This is a genomic window from Kluyvera ascorbata ATCC 33433 (assembly GCF_000735365.1).
GTDB classification, from domain to species: Bacteria; Pseudomonadota; Gammaproteobacteria; order Enterobacterales; family Enterobacteriaceae; genus Kluyvera; species Kluyvera ascorbata.
Genome location: NZ_JMPL01000036.1, coordinates 1 through 18,370, shown reverse-complemented (window position 1 = coordinate 18,370; position 18,370 = coordinate 1). Strand labels below are relative to the sequence as shown.

The 18,370-nt window shown below is 57.2% G+C and carries 19 protein-coding genes; 11 read left to right on the top strand and 8 right to left on the bottom strand.

The features are described from left to right. Positions 1–10 precede the first annotated feature (10 nt). The 5 genes from GKAS_RS10910 to GKAS_RS10890 all read left to right on the top strand — a co-directional run bounded on the left by GKAS_RS10910 (position 11) and on the right by GKAS_RS10890 (position 6,500). A complete protein-coding gene (locus GKAS_RS10910) occupies positions 11–1,705 on the top strand; it encodes an FAD-dependent oxidoreductase (protein WP_035894283.1) in 1,695 nt (564 codons plus the stop codon). Positions 1,706–1,779: 74 nt separating this feature from the next. Beyond that, the gene (locus GKAS_RS10905) at positions 1,780–2,583 is read left to right on the top strand and encodes a sugar phosphate isomerase/epimerase family protein (protein ID WP_035894282.1); all 804 of its coding nucleotides are present in this window, start codon (positions 1,780–1,782) and stop codon (positions 2,581–2,583) included. 13 nt (positions 2,584–2,596) lie between these two features. Next, positions 2,597–3,961: an MFS transporter gene (locus tag GKAS_RS10900; RefSeq protein ID WP_035894281.1), complete on the top strand. Its 1,365-nt coding sequence runs from the start codon at positions 2,597–2,599 to the stop codon at positions 3,959–3,961. Beyond that, positions 3,958–4,977 carry a Gfo/Idh/MocA family protein gene (locus GKAS_RS10895; RefSeq protein ID WP_035894280.1) on the top strand — a complete coding sequence of 340 codons (1,020 nt, stop codon included), beginning with the start codon at positions 3,958–3,960 and terminating at the stop codon, positions 4,975–4,977. The genes GKAS_RS10900 and GKAS_RS10895 overlap by 4 nt, the downstream gene beginning before the upstream one ends. A gap of 158 nt (positions 4,978–5,135) precedes the next feature. Further along, a complete protein-coding gene (locus tag GKAS_RS10890) occupies positions 5,136–6,500 on the top strand; it encodes an MFS transporter (RefSeq protein WP_035894279.1) in 1,365 nt (454 codons plus the stop codon). 42 nt (positions 6,501–6,542) lie between these two features. Here GKAS_RS10890 and GKAS_RS10885 read toward each other — a convergent pair whose 3' ends face one another. Further along, entirely contained in the window at positions 6,543–7,034 is a 492-nt protein-coding gene (locus GKAS_RS10885) for a YajQ family cyclic di-GMP-binding protein (RefSeq protein WP_035894278.1), read from the bottom strand. Between the two features lie 159 nt (positions 7,035–7,193). Here GKAS_RS10885 and panE point away from each other — a divergent pair, with 159 nt between their 5' ends. Beyond that, positions 7,194–8,105, top strand: a complete 912-nt coding sequence (gene panE / locus GKAS_RS10880) for a 2-dehydropantoate 2-reductase (protein ID WP_035894276.1) — start codon at positions 7,194–7,196, stop codon at positions 8,103–8,105. Next, positions 8,068–8,661, top strand: coding sequence for a protein deglycase YajL (gene yajL, locus GKAS_RS10875; RefSeq protein WP_035894275.1), 594 nt, complete (start codon positions 8,068–8,070; stop codon positions 8,659–8,661). The genes panE and yajL overlap by 38 nt, the downstream gene beginning before the upstream one ends. A gap of 71 nt (positions 8,662–8,732) precedes the next feature. On the opposite strand, the gene thiI is transcribed toward yajL, so the two are convergent. After that, positions 8,733–10,181 (bottom strand): tRNA uracil 4-sulfurtransferase ThiI, encoded by a 1,449-nt coding sequence (thiI, locus tag GKAS_RS10870; protein ID WP_035894273.1) that lies wholly within the window; start codon positions 10,179–10,181, stop codon positions 8,733–8,735. Between the two features lie 189 nt (positions 10,182–10,370). Between thiI and xseB the strand changes: the two genes are divergently transcribed. The 4 genes from xseB to GKAS_RS10850 all read left to right on the top strand — a co-directional run bounded on the left by xseB (position 10,371) and on the right by GKAS_RS10850 (position 14,432). Next, complete coding sequence (xseB, locus tag GKAS_RS10865; protein ID WP_035894270.1) at positions 10,371–10,613, top strand: exodeoxyribonuclease VII small subunit; 243 nt, start codon at positions 10,371–10,373, stop codon at positions 10,611–10,613. Then, the gene (ispA, locus tag GKAS_RS10860; protein ID WP_035894268.1) at positions 10,614–11,513 is read left to right on the top strand and encodes a (2E,6E)-farnesyl diphosphate synthase; all 900 of its coding nucleotides are present in this window, start codon (positions 10,614–10,616) and stop codon (positions 11,511–11,513) included. An 18-nt stretch (positions 11,514–11,531) separates the two neighbouring features. Next, the gene (gene dxs / locus GKAS_RS10855) at positions 11,532–13,394 is read left to right on the top strand and encodes a 1-deoxy-D-xylulose-5-phosphate synthase (RefSeq protein ID WP_035894266.1); all 1,863 of its coding nucleotides are present in this window, start codon (positions 11,532–11,534) and stop codon (positions 13,392–13,394) included. A gap of 63 nt (positions 13,395–13,457) precedes the next feature. Next, on the top strand, positions 13,458–14,432 hold the full coding sequence (locus GKAS_RS10850; RefSeq protein WP_035894265.1) for an aldo/keto reductase: 975 nt from the start codon (positions 13,458–13,460) through the stop codon (positions 14,430–14,432). 89 nt (positions 14,433–14,521) lie between these two features. Here the strand turns inward: GKAS_RS10850 and pgpA are convergent, their stop codons facing one another. The 6 genes from pgpA to GKAS_RS10820 form a co-directional block, all read right to left on the bottom strand. Next, positions 14,522–15,013: a phosphatidylglycerophosphatase A gene (gene pgpA, locus GKAS_RS10845; protein WP_167540411.1), complete on the bottom strand. Its 492-nt coding sequence runs from the start codon at positions 15,011–15,013 to the stop codon at positions 14,522–14,524. Further along, positions 15,006–15,977 carry a thiamine-phosphate kinase gene (gene thiL, locus GKAS_RS10840; RefSeq protein ID WP_035894263.1) on the bottom strand — a complete coding sequence of 324 codons (972 nt, stop codon included), beginning with the start codon at positions 15,975–15,977 and terminating at the stop codon, positions 15,006–15,008. Before thiL ends, pgpA begins: the two co-directional genes overlap by 8 nt. A 74-nt stretch (positions 15,978–16,051) precedes the next feature. After that, a complete protein-coding gene (gene nusB / locus GKAS_RS10835; protein ID WP_035894262.1) occupies positions 16,052–16,471 on the bottom strand; it encodes a transcription antitermination factor NusB in 420 nt (139 codons plus the stop codon). 19 nt (positions 16,472–16,490) lie between these two features. Then, a complete protein-coding gene (ribH, locus tag GKAS_RS10830) occupies positions 16,491–16,961 on the bottom strand; it encodes a 6,7-dimethyl-8-ribityllumazine synthase (RefSeq protein WP_001021161.1) in 471 nt (156 codons plus the stop codon). An 85-nt stretch (positions 16,962–17,046) separates the two neighbouring features. After that, positions 17,047–18,150: a bifunctional diaminohydroxyphosphoribosylaminopyrimidine deaminase/5-amino-6-(5-phosphoribosylamino)uracil reductase RibD gene (gene ribD, locus GKAS_RS10825; RefSeq protein WP_035894260.1), complete on the bottom strand. Its 1,104-nt coding sequence runs from the start codon at positions 18,148–18,150 to the stop codon at positions 17,047–17,049. Between the two features lie 3 nt (positions 18,151–18,153). Further along, on the bottom strand, positions 18,154–18,370 hold a 217-nt coding region (locus tag GKAS_RS10820; RefSeq protein ID WP_035894258.1), incomplete at its 5' end, for an ATP cone domain-containing protein.

Sequence of the window (18,370 nt, the reverse complement as noted above, 5' to 3'; positions counted from 1 at the left end):
GGAGTGCCCCATGAGCAGGCATGTAGAGGTAGATATGCTGGTGATTGGCTCCGGTGCCGCCGGGCTTTCTGCCGCCGTCACCGCCGCGTTGCACGGCGCGCGGGTGCTCGTCGCCGAAAAGGAATCGACGATCGGCGGCACCAGCGCATGGTCGGGCGGATGGCTATGGATCCCGCAAAACCCGCTGGCCCGTGAGGAAGGCATAATGGAGGACGATGCCGCCCCACTGCGCTATCTGCAATCCGAGATGGAGGGCCGCCCCGCCGATGCACGCCTGCGCACCTTTTTACGCTACGGCCCGGAAATGGTGGATTTTTTCCGGAAAAACACCGCCGTGCAGTTTCTGTCCGGCAGCAAAATGCCCGACTTTCATAACAGCCCAGGCTATGCCACCGGTGGTCGCTCCGTCACCGCAAAACCGTACGATGCCCGCGGGTTAGGCGACTGGCTTCACCGACTGCGCCCGCCGCTGGAGACTATCAGCCTTGCCGGCATGGGCATTGCGGGCGGCGCTGATATGGCGCACTTCTTTAACGCCACGCGCTCGCCGCGATCGGCACTGTATGCCGCCCGCCGCCTGATGCGTCACGGCTGGCAACGCCTGTGCTATGGCCGCGGGCGTCATCTGGTCAACGGCAATGCGCTGGTCGCGCGTCTTCTTCGTTCTGCGCTGGACGCTAATGTGAACTTCCAGCTCAATGCACCGGTGACGCGTTTATTGCAGGATAACCGCGGCGTGACCGGCGCCATCCTCAATAGTGATGACGGCGAAATTCAGGTTAACGCCCGTGCGGTAGTGCTGGCCTGCGGCGGTTTTCCGCACGATAAACAGCGCCTGGCCGGGCAGGTGCCACACGCGGCGCAGGGCTACGGCCATTTCTCCGCCGCGCCTCCGGGAAATCAGGGTGACGGCATTCGCCTTGGTGAAACCGCGGGCGGACAGTTTGATAGCTCGCTTAAGCACCCCATGGCGTGGGCCCCCGTCTCCCGCGTCTCGCTCGCCAGCGGGCTACAGTTAGCATTCCCTCACCTGGTTGAGCGCGCCAAACCCGGTTTTATTGCGGTACGCAGCAACGGCAAACGCTTCGTCAATGAAGCCGACTCCTACCACGACTTTATCGCCGCACTGCTGGACGCCACGCCGGAAGGCGAAAAGCCGGTAGCCTGGCTGATTGCCGACAGCCGTGCGCTGCACCGCTACGGGCTGGGTCATGCACGCCCCACGCCGTTCCCGGTGAAAGCCTGGCTTCGAACCGGCTATCTGCAAAGCGCCGACACGCTGGAAGCCCTGGCGCAAAAATGCGGCATCGACGCGTCAACGCTCAGCGACACCGTGAATCGCTTCAATGGCTTTGCCCGTCAGGCCCACGATGACGACTTCCAGCGCGGCGCATCGGCCTATAACTGCGCGCAGGGTGATGCCAGCCACCAGCCCAACCCAACGCTGGGCGAGCTGCAACAGGCACCTTACTTCGCGGTACGCATTCTGCCCGGTTCGCTTGGCTCATTCAGCGGCCTGAAAACCGACGAACGGGCGCGCGTTCTGGACGCCGAGCAACATCCCATCCCCGGCCTGTTCGCCGTGGGCAACGATATGTCGAGCGTGATGCAGGGGTTCTACCCCAGCGGCGGCATCACGCTAGGCCCCGCCATGACCTTTGGTTATCTGGTGGGTAAAAATCTGTCCGCAAATATAACCTCATAAAAAAACACGCATTTAGCCAGGGAAAGGCGCCAAACATAACAACAAACCTCACCTGCAACTGTACTGGAGTCTGTATGAATATGCGTTCTCTCTCCCTTGCGGCACTGACCGTGCTGGACGTTTCACCGCCGGAACAGGTGCGCATCGCCGCGCTCACCGGCTACAGCCACGTCGGCATTCGCCTGCTGCCCGCAACGCCTGACGACCCCGATTACGACATGCTTGGCGATACGCGTACGGTACGCGAAACGCTGGCTGCACTCCGCGATACCGGCATTCGCGTCTCCGACGTGGAAATTGTCCGCCTGACGCCGGATTTCAACCTCGATGCGCTGCGTCCGTTCCTGGAAACCGCTGCACGGCTGGAAGCCCAGCAGGTGCTGGTCGCTGGTAATGACGATAACCTTTCTCGCTGCGCGGAGAACCTGGCGAAGCTGGCACAGGCGGGGGAAGCCTACGGCCTGACCATGAACCTGGAGCCGATGCCGTGGACCCATCTGCCCACGCTTGCCAGCGCGCAAAAGCTGATTACTGAAAGCGGGCAGCGCAACGTTGGCATTCTGGTAGATACCATTCACTTCTGGCGTGCGGGCGAGTCGCTGGAAGCACTGAGCGCGCTCGCGCCAGAACAACTGAACTATATGCAGCTCTGCGATGCCCCGGCGCAAATACCCACGGATACCCAGGAGTTGATTTATCAGGCCCGCAGCGCGCGTCGTGTCCCGGGCGAGGGTGAGCTGGATCTCCGCGGCCTGCTTGCGGCGCTCCCGCCGACCATCCCCGTCTCGGTAGAGGTGCCGTTGGCCGGCGCACAGGGAGCACTACCGGCACAACAACGCGCTCAGTTGCTGTTTAACGCTGCACAATCCTTCCTGTAAACGGGAGCTCGCCATGTCACAGACACAACGCCTGGATGTCAGAGAATTAATTAACACCAACCCGCTCAGCCGCTACCAGAAGCTGGTCATTTTTCTCGGTTTTTGCGTCATTGCGCTGGACGGTTTTGATATCGCCATTATGGGTTTTATCGCCCCAACGCTGAAGCAGGAATGGGGCGTCAGCAACCATGAGCTCGGCTTTGTTATCAGTACCGCGCTGATTGGCCTTGCGCTCGGTGCGCTCTTCTCCGGGCCGCTTGCCGACTGGCTGGGGCGCAAAAAAATCATCATTAACAGCGTCTTCTTCTTCGGTTTCTGGACTATCGCTACGGCGTTTTCCCAGAACATCGAACAGATGATCTTCTTCCGCTTTATGACCGGACTCGGGCTGGGCGCTGCCATGCCTAACATGAGCACGCTGGTCTCGGAGTACGCACCGGAGCGTCAGCGCTCGTTTATTATCACCGTCATCTTCTGCGGCTTTACCTTTGGTGCGGCCATCGGCGGGTTTGCCGCCTCATGGCTTATTCCACAGTTTGGCTGGCACTCATTGATGGCGCTGGGCGGCGTGCTGCCGCTGTTATTCGCACCGGTACTTATCTGGAAGCTGCCAGAATCGGCGCGCTTCCTGGTGATTAAGCAGGCCCCCGCCGCGCGAATACACGCCATCCTTCAGCGGTTTTTCCCCGGTCAGGTCAGCGAAAATGTCAGCTTTATTCTGCCCCAGCAGCCTATTAAGAGCAGCGCCATGCGCATTGTGCTGTCACGCGAGTATTTGTTCGGCTCGCTGATGCTGTGGCTGGTCTATTTTATGGGGCTGTTCCTGGTGTATATCCTCGGTAGCTGGCTGCCGACGCTGGTAAAAGAGATAGGTCTGACCGTCAGTCAGGCGGCGATAATGACCGCCATTTACCAGGCTGGCGGCACCGTTGGCTCGTTGTTCGCAGGCTGGCTGATGGACCGCATCGATCCGCATCGGGCGCTGGGGGTTATCTTCGCCGTGGGCGGTCTGTTCACCATGGCGATTGGCTACGCAGGGGTGAACTTCCCGTTGCTGTGCCTGCTGGCCTTCGTCAGCGGCGCCTGCCTTAACGGTGCGAATACCGGTATGAACGCCCTTTCCGCCCGTTTCTATCCCACCCAGGCCCGTGCTACCGGCTCAAGCTGGATGCACGGTGTCGGGCGAATCGGCGCCATTCTAAGCGCCTTCGCCGGTGCGGAAATGCTGGCGCTGGGGCTCGATTTTAAATCGGTATTCCTGATCCTCGGTATCCCCGCAGCCCTGACCGTCATCGGTCTGGCCGCCAAAGGTTACTGGGCGGCAAGCCCGGCCAAGGCGAAATCCACCATCACAACCACCCTGAGGAGCCCATCATGAATCGCATCCGTCTTGCCGTTATCGGCGCGGGCGCTATCGGTCGCAAGCATATTGACGTTATTCAGCAGACGCCTGAAGCGGAGCTGGTTGCGCTGGCCGATCCTTCACCTCAGGCTCAGACGCTGGCGGCATCGCTGGGTGTCGCGTGGTATGCCGATATCAATGACATGCTGGATCGGACCAACCCACAGGGGGTGATTAACGCTACGCCAAATACCCTGCACGTACCGTGCGCTATCGCCTGCGTGGAACGCGGCATTCCGGTGCTGGTGGAAAAACCAGTCGCCGAATCACCAGAACGCGCGCAGGAGCTAGTCGACGCTGCGGCACTGCGTGGGGTTCCCGTCCTGGTGGGCCACCACCGGCGGCACAACGCGCTAACGGCAGCGGCAAAGACGCTTATCGACAGCGGTGAGCTGGGCAACATCGTGGCGGTTTCGGCGCACTGGATCCTGCAAAAGCCCGATGACTACTTCGACGTCGCCTGGCGTCGTGAACCGGGCGCCGGGCCTCTACTGGTTAATCTGGTGCACGATATCGATCTGCTGCGCTATCTTCTCGGTGAAATTGAAGAGGTACAGGCAATGACCAGCAATGCCGGACGCGGGTTCGCTAACGAAGACAGTGCGGTAGTGAATCTGCGTTTTGCCTGCGGAGCGCTCGGAAGCGCTGTGCTAAGCGACTGCGGCGTCAGCCCGTGGAGCTGGGAGATGAACTCGGCAGAGAATGAAATTTACGCCCATACCCCAGAAAACTGCTATCTGATTTCCGGCAGCAAAGGCGCGCTGGCGATACCGCAAATGCGCTGGTGGCGCTACGGTGAACAACGTGGCTGGCACGCGCCGTTATTACAGGAAACGCTCGCCGTTGAACCTATCGATCCCTTTATTCTACAGTTGCGCCATTTCCTGCAAGTGATCGTCGGTGAGGCCGAGCCAATCATTGATGCGGCGGATGCTTTACGTTCACTGGAAGTGATCGACGCTATTCGCCAAATATCGCAGAAAGCCGCCTGACCAGGCTTTCCCCCCGGCGGCCCTGGTGCCGCCGGGTTATTGTTTATGTCGCTATTCCGCACAAATGATTCAATAATGTAATATTTGTTAATTAACCGTCTGTTTACCCTGCCCTCTCCCCGCACTACACTACTCCCAGCTTTTATATTGAGGTGGGAATGAACGATTACAAAATGACGCCGGGTGAGTTACGCGCCACCTGGGGTTTAGGGACCGTATTTTCTTTGCGTATGCTCGGTATGTTTATGGTCCTTCCGGTTCTGACCACATACGGCATGGCATTGCAGGGCGCAAGCGAAGCGCTGATTGGCCTGGCGATTGGTATTTACGGACTGGCGCAGGCGGTATTTCAGATCCCCTTCGGGTTAATCTCCGATCGCATTGGCCGCAAACCGCTGATTGTCGGCGGCCTGGCTATTTTCGTCCTCGGCAGTGTGATTGCCGCAATGTCGGATTCTATCTGGGGCATTATCCTCGGCCGCGCGCTGCAAGGTTCTGGCGCAATTGCCGCTGCGGTCATGGCGCTGCTTTCCGACCTTACCCGTGAACAAAACCGCACCAAGGCGATGGCGTTTATCGGCGTCAGCTTTGGTGTGACCTTCGCGATTGCCATGGTGCTGGGTCCGATTATTACCCACAAGCTCGGCCTGCACGCGCTGTTCTGGATGATTGCCGGGCTGGCGACGCTTGGCATCCTGCTCACCCTCTGGGTAGTGCCGGACAGCAAAAACCACGTGCTCAACCGCGAATCAGGAATGGTCAAAGGCTGCTTTAGCAAAGTGCTGATGGAGCCGAAATTGCTGAAGCTGAACTTCGGGATCATGTGCCTGCATATCCTGCTGATGTCGACCTTCGTGGCGCTTCCTGGTCAGCTGGAATCCGCTGGCTTCCCGGCTTCCGAGCACTGGAAAATCTACCTGGTGACCATGGTCGTCTCGTTTATCGCCGTCGTCCCATTTATTATTTATGCCGAAGTAAAGCGCCGCATGAAGCGCGTGTTCGTGCTGTGCATCGCCTTGCTGCTGATTGCAGAAATTGTGCTGTGGGGTTCCGGTAATTACTTCTGGGAACTGGTCGCTGGCGTACAGATTTTCTTCCTCGCGTTTAACCTGATGGAAGCGCTGCTGCCCTCGCTTATCAGCAAAGAAGCGCCTGCGGGCTATAAAGGCACAGCGATGGGGATTTACTCCACCAGCCAGTTCCTTGGCGTTGCCATCGGCGGTTCGCTGGGCGGCTGGATTGACGGCCTGTTTGACTCGCAAACGGTGTTTCTCGCCGGAGCGCTGCTGGCAACCGCATGGCTGTTGGTCTCGATGACGATGCAGGAGCCGCCGTACGTTAGTAGCCTGCGCGTGCAGATCCCGGACGATGTGAATGCTGACGACGCGCTGCGCGAGCGCCTGCTGGCGACCGAGGGCGTAAAAGAGGTGTTGGTGGTGGCGCAGGAGCACTCCGCATACATCAAGATTGACAGCAAAGTGACGAACCGCTTCGAGGTTGAGCAGGCGATGGCCGCCAGATAAGACGAGACTGCCCGCACCGGAGTGTGGGCAGCACTTTCACGATTAGTCGCGGAAGTTTTTAAACTGGAACGGCTGACCGAGGTCGCCGCCGCGCACCAGCGCCATTACGGCCTGCAGATCGTCGCGGGATTTCCCGGTGATACGAATCTCTTCACCCTGAATCTGCGCTTGCACCTTCAGCTTGCTGTCTTTAATCAGCTTCACAAGCTTCTTCTGAACGCTGCTTTCAATACCCTGTTTCAGCTTGGCTTCCACAAACCAGGTTTTGCCGCTGTGTACGAACTCTTCAGGTACATCAAGTGATGCGCCTTCGATGCCGCGCTTAAGCAGCTTGGCGCGCAGGATATCCAGCAGTTGGTTGACCTGGAAGTCAGACTCGCTCAGCACCTTAATGGTCTTATTCGCTTCGTTCAGCTCAATTTTCGCTTCTACACCGCGAAAATCGAAACGTGACTCAACCTCACGGGCTGCGTTATCCACGCCGTTACGCGCTTCCTGAAGATCGACTTCAGAGACAATATCGAAAGATGGCATCTTTTCCCCTCCCTTAGTTTCGTTTGCGTTGCATAATACCTGCAACGCGGCATAACTCAACTTGTTATCCCCGGAAGCTTAGTTGATAACGCTATACTTATTCGAGTTATCGCGTGAAGTATGACATACCAGCAGTATCTGGTGTGGTAAGGAGGATGTTTGAAAATTACCGTATTGGGATGTGGTGCGCTAGGCCAGCTATGGATGACGGCGCTCCATAAAAAAGGATTTGAAGTACAGGGATGGTTACGTGTACCTCAGCCCTATTGCAGCGTAAACCTTATGGAGCTGGACGGTAGCGTATTCAACCAATCACTTATCGCCAACGATCCCGATTTCCTGGCGCAAAGCGATTTGCTGCTGGTCACGCTCAAAGCCTGGCAGGTTTCTGATGCCGTCAGAAGTCTGGCGGCCACGCTTCCGGCGACCACGCCGATTTTACTGATCCACAACGGTATGGGCACGCTGCTGGAACTTAACGGTATCCAGCAGCCCATTTTGCTGGGTGCAACCACTCAGGCCGCACGTCGCGACGGCAATATCATTATCCACGTCGCCAACGGTACCACCCATATCGGTCCTGCCAAACGCTACGACCACGATTACAGCCAGCTTGCGGAAACGCTCCAGAACGTGCTCCCGGACGTCGCCTGGCATGACAATATTCACTCCGCCATGTGGCGTAAACTCGCCGTGAACTGCGTGATTAACCCAATGACCGCGCTGATGAACTGCCCGAACGGTGAACTGCAACATCATCAGGAGCAGGTGGCACGCATTTGCGACGAAGTGGCGATGACCATGACGCGGGAAGGATTTCATACCTCCCCGGAAAGTCTGTTATTTTATGTTAATCAGGTCATTGACCTGACGGCGGAGAACATTTCCTCCATGCTGCAGGACATCCGCGCGCAGCGGCATACGGAAATCGACTACATCACCGGTTACCTGCTCAAACGCGCGCGGGCGCACGGCATTCCGGTGCCGGAAAATACTCGCCTGTATGAACGGGTTAAACGTAAGGAGAGTGAATATGAGCGCGTCGGCACTGATTTGCCTCGCTCCTGGTAGTGAAGAGATGGAAGCCGTCACCACTATCGATCTGTTAGTGCGTGGCGGCATCAGCGTCACCACCGCCAGCGTCGCCAGCGATGGCAACCTGACCATTACCTGCTCACGCGGCGTTAAGCTACTGGCCGATGCCCCGCTGGTCGAAGTCGCGGACGGTGACTTCGATATCATCATTCTACCCGGCGGCATTAAAGGTGCAGAGTGCTTCCGCGATAGCCCGCTGCTGGTCGAGACGGTGAGACAGTTTCATCACTCCGGGCGCATTGTTGCCGCTATCTGCGCGGCGGCCGCTACCGTGCTAGTGCCACACGAGCTCTTCCCTATCGGCAATATGACCGGTTTCCCGGCGCTGAAGGACCAGATCCCTGAAGGCCAGTGGCAGGATAAGCGTGTAGTCTGGGACCCACGCGTCAACCTGCTGACCAGCCAGGGGCCGGGCACATCGATTGATTTCGGGCTGAAGATTATCGACCTGCTGGTCGGGCGCGAGAAGGCGTATGAGATTGCATCGCAGCTGGTGATGGCGGCGGGGATTTATAATTTTTACGAAGCGTAGGTGAAAACCCGGCGTCGCTCTGTTCAGCCGGGCTACCTGATATAAAAAACCGGCCAGGCCGGTTTTTTTATTTATGGGCGGTAAACCTTAACGTTGGTGAAGCCCTGTTCGCGCAGATAAAGCGCCTGCAGGCGGCTCATCACACCGCGCTCACACCACAGCAGGTAGGTCTTGCTCTGGTCGAGGTCGCCGAACTGGGTGCTCAGCTTGTAGAATGGCAGAGAGGCAATCTCCACGCCTTCCAGCTTCAGCGGTTTATCGTCCTGCTCATCAATGGAGCGAATATCCAGAATCACGTCGTTGTCGCTAAAGCCGCTGACGGTTTCAACCTCAACCACCTCTTGCTGCGTCTGCTGCGCAATTTCGCGGATGTCGACGTTGTTCGCTTCGGCAACCACTTTATCCAGAATCGCAAAATCGAAATTCGCTTCTTCCGCTTCGATTTTCGCCTTCACCGCTTTGATGGTTGGGCTCTTCGAGATCACGCCACAGTATTCCGGCATGGTGCGGGCAAAGTCTTCGGTGCCGATTTCACGCGCCAGGTTGATGATGTGCTCTTTATCGTGAGAAATCAGCGGACGCAGGATCAGGGTATCGGAGACGTTATCAATAAGACGCAGGTTGGTCAGCGTCTGGCTAGACACCTGACCCAGCGCTTCGCCGGTCACCAGTGCCTGTACGCCGTAGCGCTCAGCCACTTGCGATGCCGCGCGGACCATCATGCGCTTCAGCACGACGCCCATCTGGCCGTCTTCCACTTTCTCCAGAATTTCACCGACTACCGGCTCGAAGTTGATCGCCACGAAACGTACGCGGTGTGAACTACCGAAACGGTTCCACAGGTAGTGAGCCACCTGACGAACGCCGATTTCATGCGCCGCGCCGCCGAGGTTGAAGAAGCAGTAGTGTACGCGACAGCCGCGACGCATCAGCATATAGCTGGAAACCCCGGAGTCGAAGCCGCCAGAAATAAGCGATAGCACGTCTTCCTGAGTACCAATCGGGAAGCCGCCAATACCTTCGTAGCGCCCTTTCACCAGCAGCAGACGGTCGTTCTCGATTTCGAGGTTAACGATCACGTCCGGATTGGTCAGCTTCACGCGTGCCGTCTCGATGTGCTGATTCAGACCGCCGCCAACGTAACGCTCGACTTCAATAGACGTAAATTCGTGCTTACCACGACGCTTAACGCGTACGCAGAAAGATTTACCTTCCAGCGTTTCACGCCACAGCGGCAGCGTCTGCTCAAAAATATTGTGCAGCGAGGTAAACGGAACGTCTTCGACTTCCAGAATATGGTGGATCCCCGGGATGCGGGTCAGCGCATCGCGCAGCACCAGACGTTTGTCTTCATCTTTAGAACGCACTTCGATGTGGTCCCAGTGGCGGACGACAGCAAGCGTTTCATCGTGGTTTTTAAGAACGTTACGAATATTCCCGGTTAAAATTTTAATAAAGCGCAAACGCACAGTTTGGCTTTTGATGGTGATTTCCGGGAACAATTTAATGATAAACTTCATGGCGGCAATGGTTCGTTGACAAGCCCGACGGGCTTTAGGCAAAAGATGTATCGCAGTGTACCTATGGCATCTGCGTCCAGATGCGCGGAGTATATCATCATCCCGCTTACCATTGCGTGTTATTTGCTTCACACCCAGACTCCGTTACCATAGACGCAGTCGCGACATAACAAGAGCCAAACATTCACTATGCCAAAGAAAAACGAAGCCCCGGCCAGTTTCGAGACCGCTTTAACCGAGCTGGAGCAAATTGTTAACCGTCTGGAAAGCGGTTCCCTTCCACTGGAAGAGGCGCTGAACGAATTCGAACGCGGCGTGCAGCTGGCACGTCAGGGGCAGACGAAGCTGCAACAAGCGGAACAGCGCGTGCAGATCCTGTTAGCCGATAACGAAGATTCCCCACTTGAGCCTTTCACGCCGGACGCCGAATAAATGGATTTTTCGCAACAGCTGAATGCCTGCGTTGAGCAGGCAAATGACGCGCTGCGCCGTTTTATCGCTCCGCTGCCGTTTCAGAACACTCCACTGGTTGATGCCATGCAATATGGCGCACTATTAGGCGGTAAACGCCTGCGCCCGTTCCTGGTGTATGCCACCGGTCAAATGTTCGGCGTCAGCCTCGCGACGCTGGACGCGCCCGCGGCGGCGGTCGAGTGCATTCACGCCTATTCGCTGATGCATGATGATCTCCCAGCGATGGACGATGATGACCTGCGCCGTGGTCAGCCGACCTGCCATATTAAATTTGGCGAGGCGAGCGCCATTCTGGCCGGTGATGCGCTACAAACGCTGGCGTTTTCTATACTGAGTGATGCGCCGATGAACGAGGTCTCAGACCGCGATCGTCTGGCGATGCTGTCCGAACTGGCAACCGCCAGCGGCGTAGCCGGCATGTGCGGTGGTCAGGCGCTGGATCTGGAAGCTGAAGGACAACAGGTTAATCTGGAAATGCTGGAGCGCATTCACCGCCATAAGACCGGTGCGCTGATCCGCGCCGCCGTACGCATGGGCGCACTCAGCGCGGGTGAGCAAGGCCGCAAGGCGCTACCACTGCTGGATAAGTATGCCGAAAGCATCGGCCTGGCGTTCCAGGTTCAGGATGACATTCTGGATGTGGTGGGCGATACTGCGACCCTCGGAAAGCGCCAGGGTGCCGACCAGCAGCTCGGCAAGAGTACCTATCCTGCATTACTGGGCCTTGAGCAAGCCCGGAACAAAGCCAGTGATCTTATTGCCGATGCCCGTCAGTCCTTAACTGAACTGGCCGCACAATCACTGGATACCACAGCACTGGAAGCGCTAGCGAACTACATCATCCTGCGCGACAAATAAACTATAAATGAGTCTCAGATGAGTTTTGATATTGCCAAATACCCGACCCTGGCGTTGGTCGATTCCACTCAGGAATTGCGCCTGCTGCCAAAAGAGAGCCTGCCGAAGCTGTGTGACGAGCTGCGTCGTTACCTGCTCGACAGCGTGAGCCGTTCCAGCGGACACTTCGCCTCCGGGCTTGGCACGGTGGAGCTCACCGTGGCGCTGCACTATGTCTATAACACGCCGTTCGACCAGCTTATCTGGGACGTCGGTCACCAGGCCTATCCACACAAAATTCTGACCGGTCGCCGCGATAAAATTGGCACCATCCGTCAGAAAGGTGGCCTGCATCCGTTCCCATGGCGCGGTGAGAGCGAGTATGACGTGCTGAGCGTCGGTCACTCCTCGACGTCTATTTCCGCTGGCATTGGTATTGCGGTTGCCGCAGGCAAAGAGAACAAGCAGCGTCGTACCGTCTGCGTGATTGGCGATGGCGCCATTACTGCGGGTATGGCGTTTGAAGCAATGAACCACGCAGGCGATATCAAACCCGATATGCTGGTGGTGCTGAACGACAACGAGATGTCTATCTCTGAAAACGTCGGCGCGCTGAATAACCATCTGGCGCAGCTGCTTTCCGGCAAGCTCTACTCTTCCCTGCGCGAAGGTGGCAAGAAAGTCTTCTCTGGCGTCCCACCAATTAAAGAACTGCTCAAACGTACCGAAGAACATATCAAAGGTATGGTGGTGCCTGGCACGCTGTTTGAAGAGCTGGGCTTCAACTACATCGGGCCGGTTGACGGTCACGACGTGCTGGGGCTGGTCAATACGCTCAAGAACATGCGCGACCTGAAAGGCCCGCAGTTCCTGCACATCATGACCAAAAAAGGCCGTGGCTATGAGCCTGCCGAGAAAGACCCAATCACCTTCCACGCGGTGCCGAAATTCGATCACACCAGCGGTAAGCTGCCAAAAAGCAGTGGCGGCCTGCCGTCATACTCGAAAATTTTTGGCGACTGGCTGTGCGAAACCGCAGCGAAAGACAGCAAGCTGATGGCGGTCACCCCGGCAATGCGCGAAGGCTCCGGCATGGTGGAGTTTTCGAAAAAATACCCTGACCAGTATTTCGACGTGGCCATTGCCGAGCAACACGCGGTGACCTTCGCCGCAGGACTGGCGATTGGCGGCTATAAACCGATTGTGGCTATCTACTCCACCTTCCTGCAACGCGCCTATGATCAGGTTATCCACGATGTAGCTATCCAGAAACTGCCGGTACTGTTCGCGATTGACCGCGCGGGTATTGTCGGCGCCGACGGTCAGACGCACCAGGGGGCATTCGATATTTCTTACCTGCGTTGCATTCCTGATTTTGTCATCATGACGCCAAGCGATGAAAACGAATGCCGTCAGATGCTCTATACCGGCTATCACTATAGCGACGGCCCAAGCGCGGTGCGCTATCCGCGCGGCTGCGGTACCGGCGCTGAACTTCAACCGCTGGAAAAACTGCCGCTAGGTAAAGGGGTAGTGAAACGTGAAGGCGAGAAACTGGCGATCCTCAACTTCGGTACTCTGCTGACCGAAGCGGAAATCGTCGCCGAGAAGCTTAACGCCACGCTTGTGGATATGCGCTTTGTGAAACCACTCGATCAAAGTCTGATCCTCGAGATGGCCGCGCGCCACGACTCGCTGGTGACGCTGGAAGAGAACGCCATCATCGGCGGTGCGGGCAGCGGCGTGAACGACGTGCTGATGGCGCATCGTAAACCGGTACCGGTACTAAACCTCGGCCTGCCTGACTTCTTCGTCCCACAGGGTACTCAGGAAGAGGCGCGCGCCGACCTCGGTCTCGATGCCGCCGGTATCGAAGCGAAGATCGCGGACTGGCTAGCATAATCCTCCCCCTCGCTCCTGCTATGCTTAAAGGTAAACCGCTTACCCGCTAGCAGGAGCTGATTCATGCAATACGATACGTTAGGACACACCGGCCTTCGGGTCTCTCGTCTTTGCCTTGGCTGTATGACCTTCGGCGAACCGGATCGGGGTAAACACGCCTGGACGATTCCGGAAGACAGCAGCCGCCCCATCATTCAGCGCGCCATTGAAGGCGGCATCAACTTTTTCGACACCGCAAACAGCTACTCTGACGGCAGCAGCGAAGAGATCGTCGGCCGCGCGCTGCGCGACTTCGCTCGCCGTGATGACGTCGTGGTAGCCACCAAGGTTTTTCACCAGGTAGGCGACCTTGAAGAGGGGCTTTCCCGCGCGCAAATTCTTCGCTCCATCGATGACAGCCTGAAGCGCCTTGGGATGGACTATGTCGATCTGCTGCAAATTCATCGCTGGGACTATCGCACGCCAATTGAAGAAACGCTGGAAGCGCTGGATGAGGTGGTGAAATCCGGTAAGGCCCGCTTTATTGGCGCGTCGTCGATGCACGCCCGCCAGTTTGCGCACGCGCTGGCGCTGCAAAAAGCCAACGGCTGGGCACCGTTCGTCACCATGCAGGATCACTACAATCTGATCTACCGGGAAGAAGAGCGCGATATGCTGCCGCTCTGTTCTCAGGAAGGGGTGGCGGTTATTCCGTGGAGCCCGCTGGCGCGCGGTCGCCTGACGCGTCCGTGGGGAGAAACGACGGCAAGGCTGGTCTCCGACGAATTCGGGCAAACGCTGTATAGCTCAACCGAAGAAAACGATGAGCAGATTGCCGGTGAACTGGAGCGGGTAGCGCAAGAGGTGGAAGCTAGCCGCGCGCAAACGGCGCTGGCGTGGTTGTTGAGTAAACGGGGCGTTGCGGCACCGATTATTGGCGCGTCGCGTGAGGATCAGTTAGATGAACTGCTGAACGCGGTGGATATAACGTTAACGCCGGAGCAGATTGCGTCAATGGAAGCGCCGTATCAGCCGCATCCGGTGGTTGGGTTCAAATAACCTGTAGCCCGGGCGAGGCGGTCACGCCGACCCCGGGACTGCTCCGAACCATCCCCGGCGTCGCTCTGCTCGGCCGAGCTACAGAAACATCACAGAATGTAATGTCCTACCACAAACAGTATCGCCGCTGAAATCACCCCTGCGATGATATCATCGACCATAATCCCCATTCCGCCGTGGACGTTACGGTCAAACCAACGGATCGGCCAGGGCTTCCACATATCAAAAATACGGAACACCACAAAGCCAGCCAATACCCATTGCCAACTAATGACCGGAATCGCCATCAGCGTAATCCACATACCGATAAACTCATCCCACACGATACTGCCGTGGTCATGCGTCCCCATATCGCGCGCCGTGCGGCGGCAGATATAAACGCCGATGCAGATGCCGAACATCACCACCAGTGAATAGAGCTGCAGCGGCAAAAACGTTAGCACATACCAGAAGGGAATGGCGGCAATCGAGCCTGCCGTACCTGGCATTATCGGGCTCAGGCCGCTGCCAAACCCCGTTGCCAGCAGATGCCAGGGATTGCGTAGATTAAGACGACTTTTTGCTTCGTCACGCTTAGCCAAAATGATCGTACCCCTTCCAGTCGAGCTGCACCGCTTTCCCCTCCTGCGTGAAATGCAGTCCCTCTACATCGGCGCTGATTTGTCCGATGCAGGTAAACGATGTACCCAGTTGACCCAGCGCCACTTCTAGCGCGCCGCGGTTCAGTTCTGGAACGGTAAAGCAGAGTTCATAGTCTTCACCGCCGGAGAGCGCCCAACGGCATGCCTGCTCTGGCTGCACGTGACGGCGCAGCGCATCAGAGTACGGCAGCAGATCGAGGTCAACGCGAGCCCCTACGCCGCTGGCATTCAGAATGTGGCCCAGATCGGAAATCAGACCGTCAGAGATGTCGATAGCCGAGTTTGCCAGGTCACGCAGCGCCTGTCCTTGCAGAATACGCGGCGTCGGGCGAAGATGACGCTGGCGCAGATAGGCAGCATCCTCTGGGTTATCAATCGTTAACTGATTCAGAATCAGCGCCAGACCCGCGGCGCTGTCGCCAGGCGTGCCGGTCACGTAAATCCAATCACCCGGTTTTGCGCCCGAGCGCTTCAGCGCACGTCCAACCGGTACATAGCCGTGAATACCCAGCGTCATCGATAGCGGCCCTTTGGTGGTGTCGCCGCCAATCAGTTGCATATCGTAATAGTTTAACAGTTCAAACAGACTGTCACTGAACGCCGCCAGCCACGCTTCATCAACCGCAGGCAGCGTCAGCGCAAGCGTCAGCCAGGCCGGGTCCGCGCCCATTGCCGCTAAATCGCTAAGATTGACGGCCAGCGCTTTATGAGCCAGGTCAGCCGGGTCGATATCAGGAAGGAAATGATTACCCACCACCAGCGTATCGGTGCTGATAGCCAGAGTCTGTTTTTCGGGAATATTGAGTAACGCGCAGTCGTCGCCGATTCCGGTGTCTACATCGAGACGGGCGTTTCGTACTCGGTCAAAATAACGGGCAATCAGGGAGAATTCGCCGCATGCCATACGTTATGCCTCAGCAGAAGGATAAAACAAGGCCGGACCTGCCAAATGAAATTCGGCAAAATCCGGCCTGGAGATTACTTTTTGTGGGGACGAATGACAGGAGCGGCTTTATCCAGCACGCCGTTGACAAACTTGTGGCTGTCTTCAGCGCCAAAGGTTTTTGCGAGTTCGATAGCTTCGTTGATAGCCACTTTATATGGCACATCATCACGCTTCGACAGCTCGAACAGCGCAATGCGCAGTACGGCTTTCTCTACCTGGCCCAGCTCTTCGAGCATACGGGACAGGTACGGCTTCATCAATCCGTCGAGGTACGCGCTGTTAGTCGCCACCCCGGACAGCAGCTCACGGAAGTACAGGACGTCGACATCTTTAACGTCTTGTTCTGCCAGGAACTGGTATTCAACATCGGAGATGTCGTTCTGGGACAACTGCCAGGAGTAAAGCGCCTGGACGGCACACTCACGGGCGCGGCGACGAGCAGCAGGTTTCACGGATTTCCCCTTACAAAAATCAGGCCTTGATGGCTTTCAATACATTAATCATTTCAAGCGCGGTCAGTGCAGCTTCTGCACCTTTGTTACCGGCTTTTGTGCCAGCACGTTCGATGGCTTGTTCAATACTTTCGGTGGTCAGAACACCAAAGGCTACCGGGATTTCGCTGTCCTGAGCGACGTGCGCCAGGCCATTGCTTGCCCCGCCAGCGACATATTCGAAGTGCGCAGTACCGCCACGGATAACCGTACCCAGCGCGATCACTGCATCGTATTTACCGGTTTTCGCCAGTGCGCCAGCCGCCAGAGGCAGTTCATAAGCACCTGGAACCCAAACAACGGTGATGTTTTCATCTTTAACCTGACCAATGCGCTTCAGGGCGTCGATAGCACCTTCCAGCAGGCTGTCATTGATAAAGTTGTTGAAACGCGCGATGGTGATGGCGACGCGAGCGTCCGGGGTAGCAACGTTAGCTTCAATAATGTTCATACTCTTCCTTTGGGTTCATTTGCCCCGCAGGGGGGCGGATTTTATCATAATATTCTGGGCGCTGCTTCCTCTAATTCGGAAAGCCTCACGCAGTCGTTAAATGCAGGCAAACATCCGGGCCTACCTGTCGTATCTCATTGAATTTGAAATGGGGCGCATCGGCCAGTTTCTCAAGGCCTGGCAGCATACATAATCCGCGCGCATCGCTTCCTAACAGTTTAGGCGCGATATAGACGATAAGCTCGTCAACCAGCCCCGCCTGAATCAATGCACCGGCAAGCGTTGGCCCCGCTTCCACCCAGATACTGTTAATCTGCTGTTTGCCCAGCTGCATCATCAGCAGCACCAGATCGAGATGCCCGTTGTGCTCCGGCACTTTCAGCGTTTGTACGCCTTCCGGCCAGTCGCGGGTATCATCTTCGGTACGCGCAAACAGCGTTTCACCGGGCTGCTGCACGATACGGTGCTCCGGCGTCACGCGGTTGCCGCTATCAATCACAATGCGCAGCGGCTGGCGCAGATTTTCCTGCGGGTAGAGCGCCTGCGTTTCGACATTGAGCTCATCCCATCGCACGGTCAGCGCAGGGTTGTCCGCCAGCACCGTAGCGCTGCTGGTTAAAATCGCGTGGCTTTCCGCCCGCAGGCGCTGCACATCGCGACGCGCCTGCGGCGAGGTGATCCATTGGCTTTCGCCGCTGGCCATTGCCGTGCGGCCATCCAGCGACGCACCCAGCTTCAGCTGGATATACGGGAAACCGGTACGCATACGCTTGAGGAAGCCTTTGTTCAGCGCTTCAGCTTCGCTCATCATCAGCCCGTGGCTGACCTCAATACCGGCCTGCTGTAAACGGTACAGTCCACGCCCCGCAACCTGCGGATTTGGATCCTGCATGGCCGCGACCACACGGGAGACACCCGCGGCAATTAACGCGTCGCAGCACGGCGGCGTGCGCCCATGGTGGCTGCACGGCTCCAGCGTAACGTAGGCGGTGGCGCCTTTGGCTTTATCGCCCGCCATACGCAGCGCGTGCACTTCCGCATGGGGTTCACCGGCGCGATAGTGGAAGCCCTCGCCGACAATTTCGCCCTGATTCACAATCACACAGCCCACACGCGGGTTGGGATGTGTGGTAAAGCGACCACGTTGCGCCAGCTTCAGCGCACGCGCCATGTACATTTCATCGTGCATAGCTTAGTCCTGTAAGCGGGCGATCTCTTCGCCAAATTCTTTAATGTCTTCGAAGCTGCGATAAACCGAGGCAAAGCGGATATAGGCCACTTTATCGAGCTTTTTCAGCTGCTCCATGACCAGGTTGCCCAGCAGTTTGCTCGGCACTTCCCGCTCGCCGGTGGCGCGCAGGTGTGATTTGATATGGTTAATCGCCATTTCCACATCATCGGAGCTGACC

Bases quoted from the DNA above. Each gene is read 5' to 3' on its own strand.
- GKAS_RS10900 (WP_035894281.1), top strand. From the start codon at position 2,597: ATGTCACAGACACAACGCCTGGATGTCAGAGAATTAATTAACACCAAC.
- GKAS_RS10885 (WP_035894278.1), bottom strand. From the start codon at position 7,034: ATGCCATCTTTCGATATTGTCTCTGAAGTCGATCTTCAGGAAGCGCGT.
- GKAS_RS10910 (WP_035894283.1), top strand. From the start codon at position 11: ATGAGCAGGCATGTAGAGGTAGATATGCTGGTGATTGGCTCCGGTGCC.
- ribD (WP_035894260.1), bottom strand. From the start codon at position 18,150: ATGCACGATGAAATGTACATGGCGCGTGCGCTGAAGCTGGCGCAACGT.
- ribH (WP_001021161.1), bottom strand. From the start codon at position 16,961: ATGAACATTATTGAAGCTAACGTTGCTACCCCGGACGCTCGCGTCGCC.
- thiL (WP_035894263.1), bottom strand. From the start codon at position 15,977: ATGGCATGCGGCGAATTCTCCCTGATTGCCCGTTATTTTGACCGAGTA.
- GKAS_RS10850 (WP_035894265.1), top strand. From the start codon at position 13,458: ATGCAATACGATACGTTAGGACACACCGGCCTTCGGGTCTCTCGTCTT.
- GKAS_RS10895 (WP_035894280.1), top strand. From the start codon at position 3,958: ATGAATCGCATCCGTCTTGCCGTTATCGGCGCGGGCGCTATCGGTCGC.
- ispA (WP_035894268.1), top strand. From the start codon at position 10,614: ATGGATTTTTCGCAACAGCTGAATGCCTGCGTTGAGCAGGCAAATGAC.
- xseB (WP_035894270.1), top strand. From the start codon at position 10,371: ATGCCAAAGAAAAACGAAGCCCCGGCCAGTTTCGAGACCGCTTTAACC.
- dxs (WP_035894266.1), top strand. From the start codon at position 11,532: ATGAGTTTTGATATTGCCAAATACCCGACCCTGGCGTTGGTCGATTCC.
- GKAS_RS10905 (WP_035894282.1), top strand. From the start codon at position 1,780: ATGAATATGCGTTCTCTCTCCCTTGCGGCACTGACCGTGCTGGACGTT.
- yajL (WP_035894275.1), top strand. From the start codon at position 8,068: ATGAGCGCGTCGGCACTGATTTGCCTCGCTCCTGGTAGTGAAGAGATG.
- GKAS_RS10890 (WP_035894279.1), top strand. From the start codon at position 5,136: ATGAACGATTACAAAATGACGCCGGGTGAGTTACGCGCCACCTGGGGT.
- thiI (WP_035894273.1), bottom strand. From the start codon at position 10,181: ATGAAGTTTATCATTAAATTGTTCCCGGAAATCACCATCAAAAGCCAA.